Origin of the sequence: Sinomonas humi, from assembly GCF_000802235.1 — a bacterium.
Classification (GTDB): domain Bacteria; phylum Actinomycetota; class Actinomycetes; order Actinomycetales; family Micrococcaceae; genus Sinomonas; species Sinomonas humi.
This window is the reverse complement of record NZ_JTDL01000143.1, coordinates 1-18,590: the sequence shown is the minus strand read 5'-3', so window position 1 is coordinate 18,590 and position 18,590 is coordinate 1. Positions and strand designations below refer to the sequence as shown.

22 protein-coding genes and 1 tRNA gene are annotated in these 18,590 nt (G+C 67.0%); 12 read left to right on the top strand and 11 right to left on the bottom strand.

The window, feature by feature from the left end; all coding sequences use genetic code 11:
- The coding region (locus tag LK10_RS16845) for an SDR family NAD(P)-dependent oxidoreductase (protein ID WP_043126221.1) at positions 1-453 on the bottom strand (453 nt) is incomplete at its 3' end.
- Positions 454-517: 64 nt separating this feature from the next.
- Entirely contained in the window at positions 518-715 is a 198-nt protein-coding gene (locus LK10_RS16840) for a hypothetical protein (protein ID WP_043126207.1), read from the bottom strand.
- Between the two features lie 227 nt (positions 716-942).
- Between LK10_RS16840 and LK10_RS16835 the strand changes: the two genes are divergently transcribed.
- Entirely contained in the window at positions 943-2,715 is a 1,773-nt protein-coding gene (locus LK10_RS16835; protein ID WP_043126206.1) for a glycoside hydrolase family 15 protein, read from the top strand.
- Positions 2,716-2,770: 55 nt separating this feature from the next.
- Complete coding sequence (locus LK10_RS16830; protein WP_043126204.1) at positions 2,771-3,862, top strand: S1C family serine protease; 1,092 nt, start codon at positions 2,771-2,773, stop codon at positions 3,860-3,862.
- 23 nt (positions 3,863-3,885) lie between these two features.
- Here the strand turns inward: LK10_RS16830 and LK10_RS16825 are convergent, their stop codons facing one another.
- On the bottom strand, positions 3,886-5,403 hold the full coding sequence (locus LK10_RS16825; protein ID WP_043126202.1) for a DUF2254 family protein: 1,518 nt from the start codon (positions 5,401-5,403) through the stop codon (positions 3,886-3,888).
- Between the two features lie 176 nt (positions 5,404-5,579).
- Between LK10_RS16825 and LK10_RS16820 the strand changes: the two genes are divergently transcribed.
- Both LK10_RS16820 and LK10_RS16815 read left to right on the top strand, forming a co-directional pair.
- Positions 5,580-5,936 (top strand): hypothetical protein, encoded by a 357-nt coding sequence (locus LK10_RS16820; RefSeq protein WP_043126201.1) that lies wholly within the window; start codon positions 5,580-5,582, stop codon positions 5,934-5,936.
- A 39-nt stretch (positions 5,937-5,975) separates the two neighbouring features.
- Complete coding sequence (locus tag LK10_RS16815) at positions 5,976-6,920, top strand: cation diffusion facilitator family transporter (protein WP_052207500.1); 945 nt, start codon at positions 5,976-5,978, stop codon at positions 6,918-6,920.
- 34 nt (positions 6,921-6,954) lie between these two features.
- Here LK10_RS16815 and LK10_RS16810 read toward each other — a convergent pair whose 3' ends face one another.
- Positions 6,955-7,467, bottom strand: a complete 513-nt coding sequence (locus tag LK10_RS16810) for a hemerythrin domain-containing protein (RefSeq protein WP_043126200.1) — start codon at positions 7,465-7,467, stop codon at positions 6,955-6,957.
- A 90-nt stretch (positions 7,468-7,557) separates the two neighbouring features.
- A complete protein-coding gene (locus tag LK10_RS16805) occupies positions 7,558-8,640 on the bottom strand; it encodes an AI-2E family transporter (protein WP_052207499.1) in 1,083 nt (360 codons plus the stop codon).
- A gap of 227 nt (positions 8,641-8,867) precedes the next feature.
- Between LK10_RS16805 and LK10_RS22740 the strand changes: the two genes are divergently transcribed.
- The 3 genes from LK10_RS22740 (at position 8,868) to LK10_RS16790 (ending at position 11,919) form a co-directional block, all read left to right on the top strand.
- Positions 8,868-10,847: a G1 family glutamic endopeptidase gene (locus LK10_RS22740; RefSeq protein ID WP_156144228.1), complete on the top strand. Its 1,980-nt coding sequence runs from the start codon at positions 8,868-8,870 to the stop codon at positions 10,845-10,847.
- 366 nt (positions 10,848-11,213) lie between these two features.
- Complete coding sequence (locus LK10_RS16795; RefSeq protein WP_043126198.1) at positions 11,214-11,396, top strand: hypothetical protein; 183 nt, start codon at positions 11,214-11,216, stop codon at positions 11,394-11,396.
- 61 nt (positions 11,397-11,457) lie between these two features.
- On the top strand, positions 11,458-11,919 hold the full coding sequence (locus LK10_RS16790; RefSeq protein WP_043126196.1) for a GatB/YqeY domain-containing protein: 462 nt from the start codon (positions 11,458-11,460) through the stop codon (positions 11,917-11,919).
- Here the strand turns inward: LK10_RS16790 and LK10_RS16785 are convergent.
- The gene (locus LK10_RS16785; RefSeq protein WP_156144227.1) at positions 11,916-12,926 is read right to left on the bottom strand and encodes an FUSC family protein; all 1,011 of its coding nucleotides are present in this window, start codon (positions 12,924-12,926) and stop codon (positions 11,916-11,918) included. The genes LK10_RS16790 and LK10_RS16785 overlap by 4 nt on opposite strands.
- Before the next feature lie 166 nt (positions 12,927-13,092).
- Positions 13,093-13,986 (bottom strand): amidohydrolase family protein, encoded by an 894-nt coding sequence (locus tag LK10_RS16780; protein ID WP_043126194.1) that lies wholly within the window; start codon positions 13,984-13,986, stop codon positions 13,093-13,095.
- A 223-nt stretch (positions 13,987-14,209) separates the two neighbouring features.
- Between LK10_RS16780 and LK10_RS16775 the strand changes: the two genes are divergently transcribed.
- Both LK10_RS16775 and LK10_RS16770 read left to right on the top strand, forming a co-directional pair.
- The gene (locus LK10_RS16775; protein ID WP_043126191.1) at positions 14,210-14,641 is read left to right on the top strand and encodes an Hsp20/alpha crystallin family protein; all 432 of its coding nucleotides are present in this window, start codon (positions 14,210-14,212) and stop codon (positions 14,639-14,641) included.
- A gap of 49 nt (positions 14,642-14,690) precedes the next feature.
- Positions 14,691-14,764: transfer RNA gene (locus LK10_RS16770), tRNA-Gln, on the top strand.
- Positions 14,765-14,817: 53 nt separating this feature from the next.
- Here the strand turns inward: LK10_RS16770 and LK10_RS16765 are convergent.
- Positions 14,818-15,117: a hypothetical protein gene (locus LK10_RS16765; RefSeq protein ID WP_043126188.1), complete on the bottom strand. Its 300-nt coding sequence runs from the start codon at positions 15,115-15,117 to the stop codon at positions 14,818-14,820.
- A 15-nt stretch (positions 15,118-15,132) separates the two neighbouring features.
- A complete protein-coding gene (locus LK10_RS16760; RefSeq protein ID WP_156144226.1) occupies positions 15,133-15,372 on the bottom strand; it encodes a hypothetical protein in 240 nt (79 codons plus the stop codon).
- A 137-nt stretch (positions 15,373-15,509) separates the two neighbouring features.
- Between LK10_RS16760 and LK10_RS16755 the strand changes: the two genes are divergently transcribed.
- The gene (locus tag LK10_RS16755) at positions 15,510-16,160 is read left to right on the top strand and encodes a response regulator transcription factor (protein WP_043126183.1); all 651 of its coding nucleotides are present in this window, start codon (positions 15,510-15,512) and stop codon (positions 16,158-16,160) included.
- A gap of 415 nt (positions 16,161-16,575) precedes the next feature.
- Positions 16,576-16,863 carry a hypothetical protein gene (locus tag LK10_RS16750; RefSeq protein ID WP_081998630.1) on the top strand — a complete coding sequence of 96 codons (288 nt, stop codon included), beginning with the start codon at positions 16,576-16,578 and terminating at the stop codon, positions 16,861-16,863.
- 149 nt (positions 16,864-17,012) lie between these two features.
- On the opposite strand, the gene LK10_RS21035 is transcribed toward LK10_RS16750, so the two are convergent.
- On the bottom strand, positions 17,013-17,387 hold the full coding sequence (locus LK10_RS21035; RefSeq protein ID WP_052207496.1) for a hypothetical protein: 375 nt from the start codon (positions 17,385-17,387) through the stop codon (positions 17,013-17,015).
- A 157-nt stretch (positions 17,388-17,544) separates the two neighbouring features.
- Here LK10_RS21035 and LK10_RS22030 point away from each other — a divergent pair, with 157 nt between their 5' ends.
- Positions 17,545-17,787: a hypothetical protein gene (locus tag LK10_RS22030; protein ID WP_156144225.1), complete on the top strand. Its 243-nt coding sequence runs from the start codon at positions 17,545-17,547 to the stop codon at positions 17,785-17,787.
- Positions 17,788-17,970: 183 nt separating this feature from the next.
- Here the strand turns inward: LK10_RS22030 and LK10_RS16740 are convergent.
- On the bottom strand, positions 17,971-18,590 hold a 620-nt coding region (locus LK10_RS16740; RefSeq protein ID WP_043126179.1), incomplete at its 5' end, for a TetR/AcrR family transcriptional regulator.

The following is an 18,590-nucleotide window of genomic DNA, read 5'->3' as shown; positions in this document are numbered from 1 at the left end:
CTGCAGCGGGATCCCCCGGTAGGCCAGCGCCGAGCCGACCTGGACGATCGTGCCCCTGCCCCTGGGCCGCATCCGCTTCAGGGCCGACATCGTCCCGTACACGAAGCCCAGGTAGCTGACCTCCGTGACCCGCTTGTACTCCTCCGGCTTGATCTCGTCGAAACGGGAGAAGACCGAGGTGAACGCCACATTCACCCACACATCGATCGGGCCCAGCTCGCGCTCGACCCGCTCCGCCGCGCCGTCGACCGCCTCGGCGTCCGCGACGTCGACCGGGACCACCAGCGCCTTCCCCCCAGCCGCCTCGACCTCCGCCGCCGCCCCCGCAAGGCCCGCCTCGCCCCGAGCAAGCAGAGCCACCGCATCGCCCTCCCTCCCGAAGGCCACAGCCGAGGCCCGACCGATCCCTCCACTCGCACCGGTCACCACGACCACCCGACGTCCAGTTCCCATCTGGCGTTCTCCTTCTGCTTGGGGTTTGGGGAATGTCCGGGGCTGCGAGCACCCGGTCTCGTGCCTAGTCGAGGCCTTCGGTGATGACCCCGTAGGGGTTCTGGTCGTCCACGAGGGCTTGGACACTTCCTCCCGTGAAGCGGACGTGGACACCGTGCTCGCCTCCGGCTGCGGACTGTTCGAGCACCGGTCGCACGGTCTCCACGAAGGTCTGGTCCTTGTCCGCCAGGTACTCCTCGTACTGCTGCGGGAGCTCTTGCATCGTGGGCTATTCCTTTCTGCTCTGAGGTATTGTTCTGCGCCCCAGATCACCGGGAACGATTCGCCGGGGGCCAGCGGGGGCCAGCGGGGGCACGGCCGGGCCCGAGGGCTGACTTCGCCTGCAACAGTTGCGTACCCGCAACCAGTGGCCCGAAACCAGAAACTCCGTCCGCCGGCGGACTGAGTTAGCCGTTGCGTAGTCGCAATAGTTGCAATATCCTGCTTGTCATGGACGCCGACCCAGTCGAGTTCCCGCCCCATGTCCTGCGCGAGTATGCGATGCTCGCCGACGGGATGCGCGGCGCGCTTCTCGGCCCGCGCGGAGACATCGTGTGGATGTGCGTCCCGAAATGGCAGGACGGCGCCGTCTTCTCCTCCCTGCTGGGCGGCCCCGGTTGTTTTGCCGTCACCCCAACCGACCCCCGATTCGTGTGGGGCGGCCGGTACGAGGACGGCACGCTGATCTGGGTGAGCCGCTGGATCACCAGCACCGGGATCATTGAATGCCGGGAGGCCTTGGCCTACCCGGGCGATCCGCACAGGGCCATCGTCCTCCGGCGCATCCACGCGGTGCAGGGGCCCGCGGAGGTGCGCGCCGTCGTCGACGTGCGGGCCGGGTACGGCCATCACGCGATGGCCCGACTGCGGGAGGACGAGGACGGAACCTGGAGCGCCCGCAGTGGGCACGTCAGGATCAGGCTCAGTGGGGCGACCGAGGCGCAGGTGGCGCACGGGCGGCTCGAGTTCACGGTCGGCGTCCCGGAGGGCCGCCACCACGACCTCGTGCTGGAGGTCTCGGACACCGAGCTCCCCTCCCAGCGCATCCAGCCCGACGAGACGTGGAGCGCGACCGAGTACGGCTGGCACCGCGAGGTGCCCCGGTTCGAGAACACCATCGCGGCCGACGACTCGAGGCAGTCCTATGCCGTCCTGCGCGGCATGACCGGCGCCGGGGGAGCGATGGTCTCGGCGGCGACCATGGGCCTGCCCGAGCGGGCCGAGCAGAAGCGCAACTACGACTACCGCTACGCGTGGATCCGTGACCAGTGCTTCACCGGGGTCGCAGTGGCGTCCTGCAAGGAGTTCCCGCTCCTGGACGACGCGGTGCGCTTCGTCGCCGCGCGGCTGCTCGAGGACGGACCGAACCTGCGCCCCGCCTATACGGTCGACGGCGGGCGCGTCCCCGACGAGCACGACGTCGGCCTGCCGGGCTACCCGGGCGGCTCCGGGAAGGCTGGCAACTGGGTCAACGAGCAGTTCCAGCTGGATATCTTCGGCGAGGCGCTCCTGCTCTTCGCCGCGGCAGCCGAGGACGACCGGCTCGACCTCGAGCAGTGGAAGGCGGCCGAGGCGGCCGCCGAGGCCATCGCGCAGCGGCACGGTGACGCGGACGCCGGCATGTGGGAGCTCCAGCCCGAGCATTGGGCTCACTCGCGTCTGATCTGCGCAGCAGGCCTGAGGGCGATCGGCCGCCACGCTCCCGCACGGCAAGGAGCCATGTGGTCCTCTCAGGCAGACGAGCTGATTGCGGACGTGACCAGCGATTGCCTGCACCCGAGCGGACGCTGGCAGCGGTCGCCGAGCGACCCACGGGTGGACGCCTCACTTCTGCGCCCGATGCTGCGGGGAGCCGTAGCGCCCCAGGATCCCCGTTCGATCGCCACCTTGGCCGCGATCCGGGAGGACCTCGCGCGCCGGGAGTACCTGTACCGGTTCCGGCAGGACAAGCGCCCGCTCGACCAGTCCGAGGGCGCGTTCCTGCTCTGCGGCTTCGATCTCGCGATGGCCCTGCACCAGAGCGACAAACCCCTCCAAGCGGCCCGCTGGTTCGAGCGGAACCGGGCGTCCTGCGGCACCCCCGGACTGTTCACCGAGGAGTACGACGTCGAGCAGCGCCAACTGCGCGGCAACTTCCCCCAGGCATTCGTCCACGCCGCGATGCTCGAAGCCGCACGCAGGCTCGCGGACTCGCCGCCGCCTTGGGGAGGCCTGAACGCCTGAAGCCGCGGGCTGCGAGGCCGAAGGGTGGACTGCAGCAGAAGCAGAGGAGGATTCGATGAGAAGAGCAACCACCACGCCGGCTTTGGCCGCCCTGGTCCTCGCCGCCACGGCCGTCGGGCTCACGGGTTGCACCGGCGCAGGCGGCACGGCATCGTCGAGCACCTCCACCAGCGCGGCGTCGGCCTCCTCGCAGCCCTCGACCCCGTCAACACAGTCCGCCTCGGGGGCAGGCCTGGCCGCTGTCCCGGGCGTGGTGAAGGAGGTCGAGCCCTCGGTCGTCACCATCCAGACGCCTATCGGGCTCGGAAGCGGCGTCGTCTACCGCAGCGACGGGACCCTCGTCACGGACGCCCACGTCGTCGAAGACCAGCAGAAGCACCCCTACAGCACCGTGCAGGTCCAGTTCGCTGACGGGTCCCAGACCCAGGCCAAGGTGACAGGGGCCGACAACGTCTCAGACGTCGCGGTGCTCAAAGTGAACCGCACGGGCCTTCCCACCCCCAAGTACGCTTCGGCCTCGCCCGAGGTCGGCTCCCTGACGGTCGTGATCGGCAGTCCGCTGGGACTGGACGAGACCGTCACCGCGGGCATCGTCTCCGCCCTGCATCGCAACATGCCGCCGTCGTCCGAATCGCCCCAAGGCGGCATCGACCTCCTGCAGACCGACGCGCCCATCTCCCCAGGGAATTCCGGCGGCGCTGTCGCGGACGCAAGCGGCGACGTCGTCGGACTCTCGGAGGCCTACCTTCCGCCGACTTCCGGCGCCGTCGCCATCGGCTTCGTAACTCCCGCCAGCACGGTGACCTCCGTGGCCGACCAGCTCCTGTCGAGCGGCACCGTCAAGCATGCCGCCCTCGGGATCGTCCCCACGGACATCACTGCCCAGATCGCCCAACGGTTCGGGCTGCCCACTACTGCAGGCGCCCTCGTCATCGACGTGACCCCGCAGGGGCCGGCGGACAAGGGCGGGGTGAAGCCGGGCGACATCATCACGGAATTCGCCGGCACGAAGGTCACCGACGTGACCGACCTCCTCGCGGCCCTGCGCAAGCAGGACCCGGGCCAGGCCGTCAGCCTCACCGTCCGCCGCGGCGGCAGCAGCCAGACGCTCAGCGTGACCCTCGGCAACCTAGCCCAACAGCAATAGGAGCAGCAGCGGACAGTCAATGCTCAGGTCAGGCGCCGGGCCCCCGCTATTTCGTCAGGGGTAGCGGTCCGCTCCGCGACCCGTTCGGACGCCGCGTGGAGCAGGCGCTCGTCTGCGAAGCGTTCCTCCCTCGCCTTCGAGACGAGGGCAGCCGACGCCGTCCGCCCGGCTCGGGAGAGGACTTCCTCGACTTCTTCGAGGGCAACCTCGGTGTCCGCAGCCAGGGGAAGTCCGGTCAGCAGGGGAAGCGCCCGGAGGATGATGGCCTCCAACTCCTGCTGCAGGGGATCCGTCAGCCTCTCGAAGGTCGCGGAAAGCGCTTTGAGGACCTCGGCGCAGAGACGGGGATGCCGTGCTTCGGAGGCAGCTCGGAGGATCGACTCGAGGGCGTCCGTGAGGATGGCGGGGACGTTGTCGGTGTAGACCAAGCGGCTGGTCGGCGACTGCTCGATCCTAGTCTCGCCCCATCTGGCCAGCAGGTCTCGCAGGTTGACGATCGCATTGATGGCAGCCAGCGGGGTGTGCTTGGCGGAGGAGGCAGCGGTCCATCCGGAGTCATAGAGCTCTTCGACCCCGTAGCCCGCATCGATGTGGTCTACGTTGCGCAGCCTCTCACGGCTGACAGCCAGCTCGAGCGCCTGCCCCAGCCTCTCTGCTGCCTCATCTGTTTCCGCATGGACCTCGGCAATCGTGTCGTGGTAGGCGACGTAGGAGCCGATGCAGATTCTGAAGACGATCTCGTCCCGCTCACCGCAGGAGCGCAGCACCTGGTTCAACGCCTCCAGATCGATGTGCATCACGAAACCAGTTGTCTCGGCGCGAACCGGTGCAATGACGGGAGCGTCCTCGAAGCGGGGAGCCGGGGCGGTTGCTTTCATCCAGCGCTGCTGCCGGATCCGGGCGTCCGCGGAGAGATCGTGGATCGACTCGAGAATGATGGGGGTGCGGGTCTGGTGCATCGTGGTGTAGAAGAGCATGACGAAGAGGACGAAGGCCACGATGGAGAAGACGACGGCGACCGCGGCCGCGTACACGGGGTTCCGGTCGGGACCGCTCGTCGAGGCTGCGAGCAGGCAGAAGACCCCCAGGCCGATGAAGAAGCCGGCGTAGACCTGGTTCACCCGGCGCCTCAGGAACTGGTCCAGGACCTGGGAGGACAGGCCCGCCGCAGCCTGCTGCAGTGCTACGAGCAGCAGCGGAATGGTGATCGAGACGACTGTGATGACCGTCTGGGCCAGCGTCTGCAAGACGTTCACCGTGGTCTGGGCGTCACGGAAGAGGTTCTGTTCCAGGAAGGAGCGGAGCGGCGCCAGGGAAGGCGGGCTGCTGTGGTCGAGCAGGAAGACGGCAACCTCGAGGATGAGGAACCCGAGGATTATCTCCAGAGGCAGGGTGAGGAACTCCGTGAATGCGAGACGGATGCCCTCGCCAAGCTCCCCCCGATGGACGTCTGCAAGACGCGAGCGGGAATTGGACGCGTTCCGGCGCCGGGAGGTCGCTCGGCGGGAGAGTCGGGTTGGAAGCTTGGGCGGCTGCTCCATACTTTGAGCCTTAGCCCACTCCCGCGGCTTCAAACCGCTCCCTCCCGTCCGGACCCATGGCCGATCATCTGCATGAGTGCAATAATTGTTTTATGCATCGGTTGCGTCGCCCGTGATGGCTTCTCGTAGGGGAAAGCCCGCGGCGGACAGCAGCAGCTCCTCTGGAAAGGGAGGAAATGATGATCTCGCTCGATGCGGTACATGTGGGTATGCCAGTGTTCGATTCGGACGGCGAGCAGCTGGGAAGGGTGAAGGCCATCCGGCGCCCCGATCCGAAGGCGGCCGCCTTTGAGGAACGGGTGTGCTCATCGCCGCCCAGCTTGTTCTTCCTCGGCATCGGCTCGATGGTCGGGATCGAGCCGAAAGTGCCGCCCGAAATGGCGCTGAGGCTCTTCCGGCAGGGCTACGTCAAGGTGGCCCCACCGCATTTCTGGGCCGAGGACTACTATGCGGCAGGAGATGCCATCGACAAGGTCGAAGGAGGCGCAGTCCACCTGTCCCTGAACCGGCGGGAGCTCGAGGCACAGGAGTGAAGGCGCGGCCGGGCTCGCCCAGATGCGGAAGGATGAGCCATGGCTCATGACAGCGGCGTGAAGGCTGTTCTGGCGGCCCTGACCTCGAATCTCGGCATCGCGGTGCTGAAGTTCCTCGCGTACTTGCTGACGCTGTCTTCCTCGATGCTCGCCGAGTCCATCCACTCGGTCGCGGACTCGGGGAACCAGATCCTCCTGCTCATCGGGAGGAAGACGTCCAGGAGGCCGGCCGACGAGCAGCACCCGTTTGGGCATGGGCGGAACCGCTACGTCTACGCCTTCATCGTCTCGATAGTGCTGTTCAGCGTGGGCGGGCTGTTCGCTCTGTACCAGGCGTACCGCAAATGGCAGGACCCGCGCCCGATCGAAGGCGGGTGGTGGTGGGCGCCCTTGGTTGTACTCGTCGGCGGTATCGTCCTGGAGGGACGATCGTTCTACGTGGCAGCCTCAGAATCGAGGCGGGTGCGGGGCAGCCGGTCGTTGGCCCGCTTCGTCATGACAGCGAAGGCGCCCGAACTGCCGGTGATCCTCCTGGAGGACTCCGCCGCCGTCGTCGGCCTCGTTGCGGCGCTTCTCGGGGTAGGGCTGACGCTGCTCACGGGCAACGGCCTGTGGGACGCCGCGGGCACAGCTTTCATCGGCGTCCTCCTCGTCGTCGTCGCCGGAGTGCTTGCCATGGAGATGGCGTCTCTGCTGCTGGGGGAATCGGCTGGCAGGCCGCAGGTCCAGGCGATCCGAGATGCTCTGGAGGGACAGGGACGGAACCGGGTCGTCCACCTCAAGACAATGCACTTGGGGCCGGAGGAGATCCTGGTGACGGCGAAGATCGCCGTGACGGGATGCGCCACGGCCGAAGACCTCGTCGGCCGGATCAAGGCCGCCGAGCAGCGGATCCGGGCAGCGGTGCCTTCGGCCAGCCTCATCTACATCGAACCAGACCTCGAGGAACCAGACCTCGAGCCGAAAGACGGCCTGGCCCCATGACCTGAGAGCGCGTCTCGGGCGATCGGACCTGCGGTCAGCCGTTCTCGCGCAGGTATTGCTGCGGATCCACGTCGTGTGCGTGGATGCCGCCGGCGTGTTCCGCCTCGAACGCCGCGAACGCCACCGCCATCGCATGGCGCTCTTCCAGGTCGACGTGGCGGCGGAAGTCTGTCAGCCCCTGGCGCTCCTCTTCGGCCATGTGATCGCCATTGACCTTGTTGACCTCGGCGACGGCTCGCAGCCATTCGACTGAGCCCACAGCCTCGCCCTCGACCCCGGCGATCGCGTCGCGGATCTCGTTGTGATCGTGGACGGCGTCCTCGGTCTCTTCATCGGGCGACTCCCGAGCGATGAGGTCCTGCTGCAGTTTCAGCAGCCGAGGGTAGAAGAGCTTCTCCTCCGCCGCGGCGTGCACCTCCAGCAGGATCCGCAGGCGCTTCCACACAGATCCGAGCGCCTCCGTGTTGTCCGGGGAGACTTGTTCGAGGATGCCGAACATGCGGCGCTGCTCGTGATGATCGTTCAGGATGATCTCGGTGATGTCCACAATCTCTCTCCTTCTGTCACACCCACTCTCGCAGTCGTACCCCCAGCCAGCAACCGGCGGGAAGCACCACCGCCGCCCATGCGCCTCGGGCTATGCGCCCTCGGGCCCCTCGTCCCGCCCAGTCCAGGTCTTGATGATCGTCCACCCCACGGCTGTGACCGGCACCGCGAGCAGCGCGCCCACAATCCCGGCGAGCATCGTGCCGGCCGCAAGCGAGAGGACGATCGCAAGGCCGTGAATCCTCAGCACCCGGCCCATCAACGCCGGCTGGAGGAGATGTTGCTCGAGTTGGCTCACCCCGATGAGCACCCCGAGCACGATGAGTGCGGCTACCGGCCCGGCCGAGACGAGCGCCACGAGGATGGCAAGGGACCCCGCAACCGTGCCGCCGACGATCGGGATGAACGCCCCGATGAAGACGAAGACGGCGAGCGGCACGGCGAGCGGGACATGCAGGATCAGCAGCACGACGCCGACGATCACGGCGTCCGTGAGCGCGACGAGGGCGGTGCCGCGCACGTAGCCGCCAAGCACGTGGGCGCTGCGCTCGAGGGCCAGATGCGCGGTCGACTGGTGCTCGGCGGGCATGAAGTCGACCAGGAAGCCGCGGATCTTTGCCCCGTCCTTGAGGAAGAAGAACAGGATGACAACCATGAGCAGGGTTCCCGTGAAGATCTCCCCGACCGTCATCGCTCCGTTCAGGGCCTCGGTGCCGATGCTGCCATTGGTGAAGAACTGCTGGATCGAGTTGCGGGCACTGTTGATCTCCGCATCGCTGATCTTGACTGGTCCGTTGTTGAGGAAGTCGTGGAGCTGCTGGATTCCGTTCGTGAACCGCGCGGCGAGCTCGCCTGCCTGGCCCCGGACCAGGTAGACGATGCCCGTGACGACGCCGCCGAAGACGCTGAGGATCGCGAGGAATGACGCCGCGACGGCCAGCGCCCGCGGCCATCGGTGCCGAGCGAGCAGGTGCACGAGAGGCGAGATAGCCGAGGCGAGGATGAGCGCGAGCGTGACGGGGATGAGGACGAGCGGCACACGCGTGATCGCCCAGAGGACGCCGGCGACGAGCACCGCGACTGAGAGGGTCTGAACCGAGCGGATGCTCGCCCGTCCAAGAGCGTCGGTCCAAAGAGCTGCGAGGGTTGGGCGCGTGGGGGCGGGCTGCGGCATGGGAGGCGCCTTTCGGCTAGGGAACCATCGTTCTTGCAACCCAGTGTGAGCGCGGTCCGGCATCGATCACAGAAGGGACACATCTCGAGGAAGCCGTAAGCGGTCGAATGCGAGGAGCGCCGCCTGGCCGGGCTTGATCAGGTCGGGGACGGACCCACCAATTAGCGGCGCCATGTCAAGAACGGTCTATTGATCTTACAGCTCGTGTCACTTTAGAGTTGGCAGGCGTGAGATCCCGATGGATGTACGGCCTTGTTGCTTCCTCCCTTGCAGTGGCCGGAAACCTGGCTTTGGGCGCTAGCGCGTTTGCCGCCGACTCCTCGCCCGTGAAGCACGCGGCGTCGAACTGCGGCCACTTGACTGTCACGTCTCCCGCCTCTGCCGGAGGGACTCTCACAGCCGCCGACGCGGGAGCTCCTGCCGGATCCCAGATCTTCGCCAAGGCCGCGGCGCGGCACGTGAAGTGGCTGCCGACCCTGGACTGCAAGGAGGTAGCAGCGCACCACACCAAGGTCCCCACCCGCTCATCGGCCTACCTCTCCTCGAACTGGTCCGGCTACGCTACCCAGACCTCCACACCGAACTACGCTCAAGCGGAGTGGACCGTCCCAGCGGTCACGGGAAACGGGAACCAGCCGGCGTACTCCAGCATCTGGCCCGGCATCGGCGGGATGGATTCAACCAACGAGCTGATCCAGGACGGAACCGAGCAGGACGCGACTCCCAGCGGGCAGACGACCTACTTCTGGTTGGAGCTGTACCCCATGGAGAACGAGATGGAGATCGCCAACCTCGTTCCGAAGGCCGGCGACGACGTGGCAACGCACGTGTACTGGGCCAATGGAACCGCCGACTTCACCCTGTGCGACTACACCCAGAACACTTGCGTGACCGGCTCCCAAGCCTCGCCCGCTCCCGGCAACTCGGCAGAGTGGATCGTCGAGCGGCCCACCATCAATGGCACTCTCCCTGACCTTGCCAACTACGGACAGGTCAATCTCACCAACGCGTACTACGACGTGGACGCCGCTGGCAACCTCCAATACACCCCCGCGAGCGGGGGAGCTCCAATTTCCATGCAGGACTCCTCAGGCCGGCCCCTTGCCTATGCAGGCAGCCTCTCGCCTGACGGGACTTCCTTCACCGACTACTGGGAGTCATACGGGACCAGTTCGCCGGTCGCCTCGTTCACCGCCAGCCCCACTTCCGGCCAGGCGCCGCTGTCGGTGGCCTTCACGGACAGCTCCACCGGCTCCCCGACTTCCTGGGCCTGGGACTTCGGGGACGGTGCGACTTCCACTGTCCAGAACCCGAACCACACCTACACCGCCCCCGGGACGTACACCGCCACCCTGACCGCCGGCAACGGCAGCGGCTCGAGCACTTCCACCGCGACCATCACGGTCTTGACGCTCGCCCAGGCAATGGATGCCAAGGCTTCCCAATGGGGCCTCGGAACCGCCACCAGCGCCGTCACCGCCATCCGCAACGGCGGCTACTACCGCAACTACCAGTACGGGGCCATCATCTCCGCGCCTTCGAAGAGCCTCTTCGTCTCCCACGGGGCAATCCGGGGTGAGTGGGGCGCGCTCGGCTTCGAGAACGGCGTCATGGGCTACCCCTCCACAGACGAGGTGGGCGGCCTGCGCGACGGCGGTGTCTACCAGAACTACGACGGCGGGGCCATCGTCTGGTCCCCGGCAACCGGCGCCCATGAATCGCTGGGTGCGACCCGCGCCGAGTGGCAGTCCACCGGCTTCGAGGGCGGCGTCCTCGGCTACCCGACCACTGAGGTGGTCACGGGCCTGTTGAACGGAGGCTCGTACCAGAACTACCAGGGCGGCGCGATCGTCTCCTCGCCGGCCTCCGGCACGCACGAATCGATCGGGGCCATCCGCGCCGAGTGGCAGTCCACCGGCTTCGAGCGAGGCGTCCTCGGCTACCCGACTACCGAAGTGGTCACGGGCCTGGTCAACGGCGGCTCGTACCAGAACTACCAGGGCGGCGCGATCGTCTCCTCGCCGGCCTCCGGCACGCACGAATCATATGGGGCGATTCGGGCGGCGTGGCAGTCCACCGGCTTCGAGCGCGGCCGCCTCGGCTACCCGACGAGCGAGGTCTACCCCGTCTCTGGCGGCACGGCCCAGAACTTCCAAGGCGGGAAGATCACCGACATCAACGGGGTCACGAGCATCACATATTCGTGACGTCCTCGCTGCGGAAGCGGTAGGGGGACCGCGAATTGGCCTCCCCGTGCCGCTGGCGGCCCCTCAAGACGGCAAGCAGGGCGCCTTCCTGAGCGGTGTTGCGGGCAGCGGTGGTTCACGGCGGCGGTTCGCAGCGGCGCATGCGGGGAACTCCTTTACCAAGAGGAGAGGATGGGCTGCTCCAAGAAAAGCCCAACAGATGTTGGGGGATTCAATGATCGACAAGCGCGAGACTGATGGTCTGCGGGTTCGGCTCGCGGCGGCATCTGCCGCTCTGGGGCCCGACGAACGGCTCTGGTTCGAGGTCCGACGCGTCCGGCGTGCCGGCCGGGCCCGATGGAAGGCAGCGGTTTGCCGGCCCGAGGCGTGGACTCTGAGTTGGCCACGTATGGGGCTGCGGTCTTCGAGTTGGACTACCCGAGCCAGCTGGCCGAATGGCTCGGAGCCCTGGGTGTGAGGCCCGTGCGGCCGGTACCGGGGGACTGGAACGAACTGGTGCTCTTCGGCTGCGACGTTGAGGTCAGCGACGTCGAAGGCAGCACGGTCTAGCCCCACTCGCGCCAAGTATGGTGGCCGTAGGATCCCTCATAGAGACGGAAGGACGTTCGGGATGCCCCTCAAAGACCAGCTGCAGCAGGATGTGGTGAAGCACATGAAGGACGGCGACCGGGTGGCACTTCAGACCGTGCGCAACGTCCTCGGCGAGATCGAGACGCGAGAGAAGTCCGGGAAGAGTCCGGTCACCCTCGATGACGCCCAGCTAACGTCCCTCCTGCAGAAGGAAGCAGCGAAGCGCCGCGAGACCGCGGCCATCTACAGCGAGGCGGGGGAGCAGGACCGCGCTGACCGCGAGCTCGCCGAGGCGATGGTCATCGAGGCGTATCTGCCCAAGGCGCTCTCCCGCGAAGAGGTCGAAGCGATAGTTGAGAACGTCATCGCCGGGCTCAAGGAGGCGGGCCTGGAGCCGAGCATGCGCCAGATGGGGCAGGTGATGAAGCCGGTCACCGCCGAGGTCGCCGGCCGGTTCGACGGGAAGACGGTCAGCGAGATCGTCCGCGCCAAGCTCGCCTAATCCGCTGACCGGGGCCGGGCCGTTCGCTGCCGGGTCCGGCCGAGCAGCACTACCGCGAACCCGACAAGCACTCCGAGCACGGTCTCGATCGCCCTGTCAATGATCATCGACCCGGCAGGAGCGGGCAGTGCAAGCCGGGTCATGAGCAGGATGAGCGGGGTGAAGAAGAACAGCGCCAGGGCGTAGTGGCGTGCCATGAACAACTCCGTGGGGAATTGCAGCACCACGACCAGAACTCCCATCAGCAGCGATGACGGGTGGAAAGCCAGAATAATCCCGGTGAGGCACAGCCCTGCCAGCGTGCCGATGACCCGGTGGACACCCCGCTTGAGCCGCCCGCGGAGACCCACGGCGGAGAGCGGCACTGCCGCGCCGGCCATCGCCCAGTGCGGGTGTCCGATGCCGAGGGCCAGTGCGGCAAGTCCCGAGGCCGCGACGGCGATTGCGTAGCCGGCCGACCTCCGCAGGGAAGGCCGAACCGACGGCAGCGGGACGGCCGGCCGGCTTGCGGCCCGCGGTGAGGAGGCGCCGATCGCCAGAGCAAAGAGAGCTGAAGAGAGGGCGACGGCGGTCGCGACAAGGGCGTCGGCATGGATCAGGGCCGCGCTCGCCCCGAACGCGAAGAGGGCGAAGAAGGGGCCCCGGGGCCGGAAGGCGGCCCGGTCCGCGACGAGCGAGGCGATTCCGGCGAACGCCGCCTCTCCGAGCACAAGGACCCATTCGGGCGACTGCATGGCCGACAGTGCCGCGCCGAGCCCGACCCCGGACACGAGCAAGGCTGCTGCGACGGACTGGTGCCTAAGACGAGTGGTGCGGTTGGCGCCACGGCCGTACATCCCTGCGAAGCCGCCGAACACGGCGTCGATCACGAGGTCCGGGCGGCCGGCGAGCAAGAGTGCGACGGTGGGGATGCCGACACCCAGTGCCATCCGCAGGGCCGGCCAGTGGTCCTCCTCCGAGGGGCCCAGGGCGGCAAAGCCGCGGACCAGCGACAACTGCAGCCGCAACTTGGTAACTCCCTTCCCCGTCGCCACGCCGTACGCGGGACGAACACCTGCGTTGACGCCGGGGACGGAGCCCCACTCGTCTCCAGCATAGGTGTCACGGTGCGGGGGCGCCCCCGAGGGTGTGCGATGCCACTCGTTACGATCGGCTCAACCTACGCCGCGGCTTTCACGGCAGAGTCAGTTCAAGGAGCCTGGCGCCGTTCTCCCAGAGCACTTTGCGCATCCAGTCGTCGCCGAGGCCGAGGCGTGCGAGCGCTTGGATCTGGTGGGCGTAGGGGTAGGGGATGTTCGGGAAATCCGATCCGAGGACGATGCGGTCCGCGAGTTCGGCGAGCCTAGCTGGGAAGCCCTCGGGCAGAGGTGCGAACCGCTCAGTGAAATCGGTCCCGACCATTGTCGTGTCGAGGTGGACGTTGGGGAAGTCTCCCGCGAGCTCCGCGAACTCCCAGTACTCGGGCATGCCCAGGTGGGCTATGACGAGTTTGAGTTGGGGGTGCGTTGCCAGAAGCCGTGCGATGGGCTCCGGACCCGTGAAGCGACCCTCCCTGGGGGCGGAGCCAGCGTGGACGACGACGGGTACTCCGGACGCTTCGAGCCTCGCCCATGCAGGGGCGAGCAGGGGGTCGTCTGGGGCGAACCCGCCCACTTGGAGGTGGACCTTGAAGAGGCGCGCTCCCTCCTCCAGGGCGCGGCCCACGTACTCGTCCACCCCGTCCTCCGGATACATGGTCGCGCAGTGAAGGGCATCTGGGACCCGCCGTGCGAACTCCGCGTTCCAGTTGTTGAGCCATTCGGCCATCTTCGGGCGGTGCGCATAGGAGAGGGCAGGAATGGCCCGCAAGCCGAAGCCGCGCGCCGACTCGAGCCGCTCCTGCTCGCCCATCCGGTACAGGATCGGCCACCTCATCCCATAGGCCGACTCGGCCGCGTCGAAGTATGCCCAGACCTTGGTCAGGACCTGCTCTGGCATGAAGTGGACGTGCACGTCGGCCAGCCCCGGTATGCCGAGACGTGCGAGGTAGCCGGGTATTTCGGCGTCCGAACGCGGTCCGGGGATCATGCCTCCGCCCGGCGCCGTGCCGGACGGCGATCGTGAATGCGCTGCTTCATGTCCTCTCCCATCTCGGAAGTGATCGGATTCACTTTAGCGACCCTCGACCTTCAGTTCGCCTCTTGCGCTACATGCCCCAACTGGGCACAATTATCTATGTCGTTGGACATAGATTTGATGAGCCGATGACACGAAGGTATTGCAGCGAATCTCGAATCAGGAGGTTGCAGTGATGCTGATGCGCACCGATCCTTTCCGCGAGCTCGATCGGCTCGCTCAGCTGACCCGGCAGCTGGCGGGCAGCAGCGCAACCGGGATCACCATGCCCCTCGAGGCGTGGCGTCGCGACGGCGAGTTCGTAGTCGAGTTCGACCTGCCCGGCGTCGACCCCGAGACGATCGACGTCGGAGTTGAACGAAACGTGCTCACGGTCCGCGCCGAGCGGCGCACGCGCCGTCCAGACGAGGCGGAGGTCATCGCGAATGAGCGCCCTGAGGGCGTCTTCACAAGGGAGATGATCCTCGGCGACGCCCTCGACACAGGGAAGGTCCAGGCGCACTACGAGGACGGGGTCCTCACCCTGCGCGTCCCGGTGGCTGAGGAGGCCAAGCCGCGCAAGATTGCAGTCCAAGCCGGTGGGTCGAAGAAGGAGATCAACGCCTGACCGGTTCCGATCCTGAGGGGCGGGCCCTCTTGCCCCGCCCCTCGGGCCTTGCCCTGTAGGGGAACTGGCAGACCCGCCCGGTTCTGGCCCGGGAGTATCCAGGTTCGAGTCCTGGCAGGGCAGCTAAGCCTGGGAAAGCGGGAGGCCCGCCAAGGGCCGGTATGGCTGAGCCATCTTCATTCCAGGCTTTCTCCTCCGGACGGGGTCTGCGCTGCTGCCCACTCGTCGGGCCGATGTCCGAGGAAGCGCGCAAGACCGCCGTCCAGGGTCGCCCCGGTTCGGGGAGCTACGGCGGGGTCGAACGATTGCCGGTATCTCCGTATGGCCGTGGCCAAGGCGAGGCTGGCCACCCGCCGGAGGTCCTCCGATTCGCGAGGGTCCGTAAGGGCAGTGGGCTCAGCGGGGTCGGTATCGGCCGCGTGGCCGAGCTGGCTCTGGTCGCGTCCAGCCGCGACCTCCGCCTCGGAGGTGTCCATAGAAGGTCCAATCTGCTAGTCCAGCTCTGCTTCCAAAGCGCGGCTGCGGAGTTCCTGCACAATCGCGCGTCCGCGCTCGGCCAAGTCCCTCGCGTGCTCCCGCGCCCCATTTTCGGCGCAGCGCACGCCCTCCTCCTCGACTCTGGCCAGCTGAACGATCAGCTCGCGCACCGTTGCATGTTCCAGATCGGCGTCACGCCGCCGCGGGACCGAGTCGCCGTCGTTCCGGTCCACAGCGCCCTCGCTCTCTTCCACCCGGTCGGTAAGCTCGCATCGAACCCCCGACCGAGTGGCCGTGGTAGCCATACCAATGACGCTACCGGTGCAAAGGATGTATGTATTCACCCCTGCGGGTGACGAAACCTGCGCCGGAGGGTGAGAGGATAAGAGCCATGCGCATCGCCTTGGTCAACGACTACGAGATCGTGGTCCAGGGGGTGGCTGCGATGCTTCGCTCCTATCGGGACCAGATCGAGATCGTCGAGATGGACGTGGGCCGAAACCCGGCACAGCCGGTGGACATCACCCTCTACGACACCTTTGCCGCTACCCAAGGCGACAGCGAAGCCGTGCACCATCTCTCCCGGGACCCTCTGGCCGGGAAGGTGGTCGTCTATTCGTGGAACCTTGACCCGGCCCTGATTTCTGCCGCCGTTGCCAACGGTGCCAGCGCATACCTTTCGAAGGCTCTTCCGGCGGGGCACCTGGTGGCGGCCTTGCAGGCCGTGCACCGCGGCGACGAGCCTGAAGAGCCTCAAGGCAGGGCGGCGACGACGGTGGTCGGCGGCGACTGGCCCGGCAGGGAGGAGGGCCTCACCCAGCGTGAAGCCGAAGTCCTGGCCTTGATCGCCCAAGGCTTGAGCAATGTTGAGATTGCAGAGCGCACGCTCCTGTCAATCAATTCGGTCAAGACCTACATCCGAAGCTGCTACCGGCGCATCGGAGCGAGGAACCGCTCCAACGCGATCCTATGGGCCGTCGAGCACGGCTTCCGCCCCTCCCGGGAGCGCATCCCCCGTCCGGACGGCACTCCACCCCGCTAGCGGTGCCAGAGTCGGCGGCAATCACCGCTTTCCATTCACGGAGAGCGACTTGGGCCCAGGTTGCCCCGTGCTCCAGACGCACGAGGTTCAGCGCGTTGTAGGTCGCCCCAAGATCCGGATGCTCGCGATTTCCGATCTCGGCATCACAGGCAGCCCGAGCCTCCACGGTGGTCACGCCTCGGATGTGGCCGTTGGAGCGGTCTCGCTTCGGGCAGCACATGCCTGCGATCGACGGGAATGACCGGTCCCAGATCAATTGTGACCGGGCTGTAGGAAAACCAGCATCTAGGGTGTAGTTTTTGCTGGAAACAGCCTATTGGACTTGTACATCGTCTGGCGTGCAGTCCGCCTTGTGATCGCTTTCAGTGCCGGGTTCCGCCCATTGAAGCGCAGTGTCGAGGGAAGGAGCAGGAACATGGGATTTCTGACTCGGCTATTCATCCCGCGCAAGGTGCGTCGGCTCGTCCACCCGGTGCGCGGTGTCAAGCGCAGCGTCAAGAAGGCTGTGGTGCCGAAGCCGGTGCGGAATGCCATGTGGACGGCTCACAAGGTCGCACACCCGGTCGACTCGGCGGCATATGCCCTGGAGAGGTCCCTGCGCACCAAGGCGCGGACCGCGAAGTCCCCGGTCTACATGCATACGGGGTGCAGTGTGAGGCATCGCTCGCCCGAGGCAAGGACTAAGTGCCGAAACGGCCGGTGACGCCTAGGCCCGAGACTGTTCGTCGACGGCCATCGCCGTCCCGGGAACCGCGTGTCTGCCGAAGATCCGCAAGCGTTCGGTAGGCAAGTTTGAACAGTGATGACGATAGGGGAACCAATGAAATTCACGCGAAGCTGGGGACGGTCCACCTATGTCGGAGCAGCTTTCCTGGTCTTGATGCTGGTCCTGACGTTCGTGACACCTCCGCCAGGGCCGTTCGGGTGGCTTTTCGTCCTGTTCGCAGTGCTTGTCTTCACGTCCTTGTACTCCTTGGCCACAAGCCGGCGCTCCTGGCTCAGGTATTCGGGGCGGAAAGTCTCGGCGATCGGCCTTGCAGCGTCGTTGATCGTCGGGTTCGTCTCTCTCGGGATCGCCGCGGAGTCGATGCCGCAGACCAGCCCGGCTGCCGACAGCAGCCGAATCACTGCGCAACCGACTGCGCCGAGCCTGGCCCCCGCCGCCTCCGCCACGCCAACGCCGTCTGCAACACCTGCCCCGACTGTGACCCCGACGGCGACGCGCACCCCTGCAGCGTCGCCGTCGTCCTCTCCAGCACAGGCCCCGACGCATCAAGCTCCAGTCACAGAAGCCCCTCCTGTGGCTGCTCCTGCGCCGGCCCCGGTGCAGGCGGCTCCTCCTGTGGCTGCTCCTGCGCCGGCCCCGGTGCAGGCGGCTCCTCCTGTGGCTGCTCCTGTCCCGGCCCCGGTGCAGGCCGCTCCTCCTGTGGCTGCTCCTGCTCCTGCCCCGGTGCAGGCGGCTCCTCCTGTAGCTGCTCCTGCGCCCGCTCCGGCGCAGACCTACGTAACGCCGGGCGCCTTCTGCAAGACCAGCCTTGCCGGGACGACCGCACAGTCGAAGGACGGCGTGCTGATGGTGTGCTCCAAGACGGCAACTGACCCGTACTACCGCTGGCGCCGCGCCTGAGGCGACTCAAGCCGCGTATAAGCTCGCGCGCCTTCGAAGACCGTGCGCAGCACTTGAGTTCCTTCGATTTCGCTCGTCGCGACCTCGAAGAGATTCCGGTCCAATTGGGGGATGTGCCAGATTGCGGCGTAATTTCGGAGCAAGCCGGTCTGACAGGTCTTGAGGCTGCGCTAGCAGCGCTAGCTACAATCCATTCTTCGGCCGTTTCTTGAGGTCCCGAGCCTCCGGATCTGTAGGTGGAATGGGCGTCCATGGGGCGAGCCAGAGCCCGGTGATCGCGTCGATGAGCCCGATGGTGAACGTCTCCCAGGTGTGCCGTTCGAGCCCGGGGGAGCGTGCTGCGAGGGCCTGCTCCCGCTCCGCGTACCCGTAGGTGATCAACTGGCGTGTCATCATGTCGCGCTGCTCGCGTACCGGGGCTGGGAGTTCGGGCCGGCAACGGTCCAGAGCCTCGATGGCTGCCCGAAGGGACTCGGACCGCAGCGTCTCGTCGGCAAGGAGGTGGCGGAACATCGGATCTGCCACGAGCTGGGCGCTCAGGCGGGCCCACCACGTTGGGATGCCGAGGGATGCGAGATGCTCCGCCGTCGGGCGTACGAGGCAGTCGACCCACGCCCGCACGTCCTCGCTGCCGGCCGCGGCTGCGACCAGTGACTCGCGGCGCCGCTCGATGTCGTCCTGATGACGCCGCACTATCGCCGTCAGCAGATCGGCTTTCGTCCCGAAGTGGTAGCCGACTGCGGTGTTGTTGCCCTGCCCTGCTGCCTCGCTGATCTGCCGGTTCGATACGGCCACCACCCCCT

What these genes read in the sequence shown, in the direction of transcription:
- LK10_RS16840 (WP_043126207.1), bottom strand. Translation starts at nt 715, where the DNA reads ATGCAAGAGCTCCCGCAGCAGTACGAGGAGTACCTGGCGGACAAGGAC.
- LK10_RS16835 (WP_043126206.1), top strand. Translation starts at nt 943, where the DNA reads ATGGACGCCGACCCAGTCGAGTTCCCGCCCCATGTCCTGCGCGAGTAT.
- LK10_RS16830 (WP_043126204.1), top strand. Translation starts at nt 2,771, where the DNA reads ATGAGAAGAGCAACCACCACGCCGGCTTTGGCCGCCCTGGTCCTCGCC.
- LK10_RS16825 (WP_043126202.1), bottom strand. Translation starts at nt 5,403, where the DNA reads ATGGAGCAGCCGCCCAAGCTTCCAACCCGACTCTCCCGCCGAGCGACC.
- LK10_RS16820 (WP_043126201.1), top strand. Translation starts at nt 5,580, where the DNA reads ATGATGATCTCGCTCGATGCGGTACATGTGGGTATGCCAGTGTTCGAT.
- LK10_RS16815 (WP_052207500.1), top strand. Translation starts at nt 5,976, where the DNA reads ATGGCTCATGACAGCGGCGTGAAGGCTGTTCTGGCGGCCCTGACCTCG.
- LK10_RS16805 (WP_052207499.1), bottom strand. Translation starts at nt 8,640, where the DNA reads ATGCCGCAGCCCGCCCCCACGCGCCCAACCCTCGCAGCTCTTTGGACC.
- LK10_RS16790 (WP_043126196.1), top strand. Translation starts at nt 11,458, where the DNA reads ATGCCCCTCAAAGACCAGCTGCAGCAGGATGTGGTGAAGCACATGAAG.
- LK10_RS16780 (WP_043126194.1), bottom strand. Translation starts at nt 13,986, where the DNA reads ATGATCCCCGGACCGCGTTCGGACGCCGAAATACCCGGCTACCTCGCA.
- LK10_RS16775 (WP_043126191.1), top strand. Translation starts at nt 14,210, where the DNA reads ATGCTGATGCGCACCGATCCTTTCCGCGAGCTCGATCGGCTCGCTCAG.
- LK10_RS16765 (WP_043126188.1), bottom strand. Translation starts at nt 15,117, where the DNA reads ATGGACACCTCCGAGGCGGAGGTCGCGGCTGGACGCGACCAGAGCCAG.
- LK10_RS16755 (WP_043126183.1), top strand. Translation starts at nt 15,510, where the DNA reads ATGCGCATCGCCTTGGTCAACGACTACGAGATCGTGGTCCAGGGGGTG.
- LK10_RS16750 (WP_081998630.1), top strand. Translation starts at nt 16,576, where the DNA reads ATGGGATTTCTGACTCGGCTATTCATCCCGCGCAAGGTGCGTCGGCTC.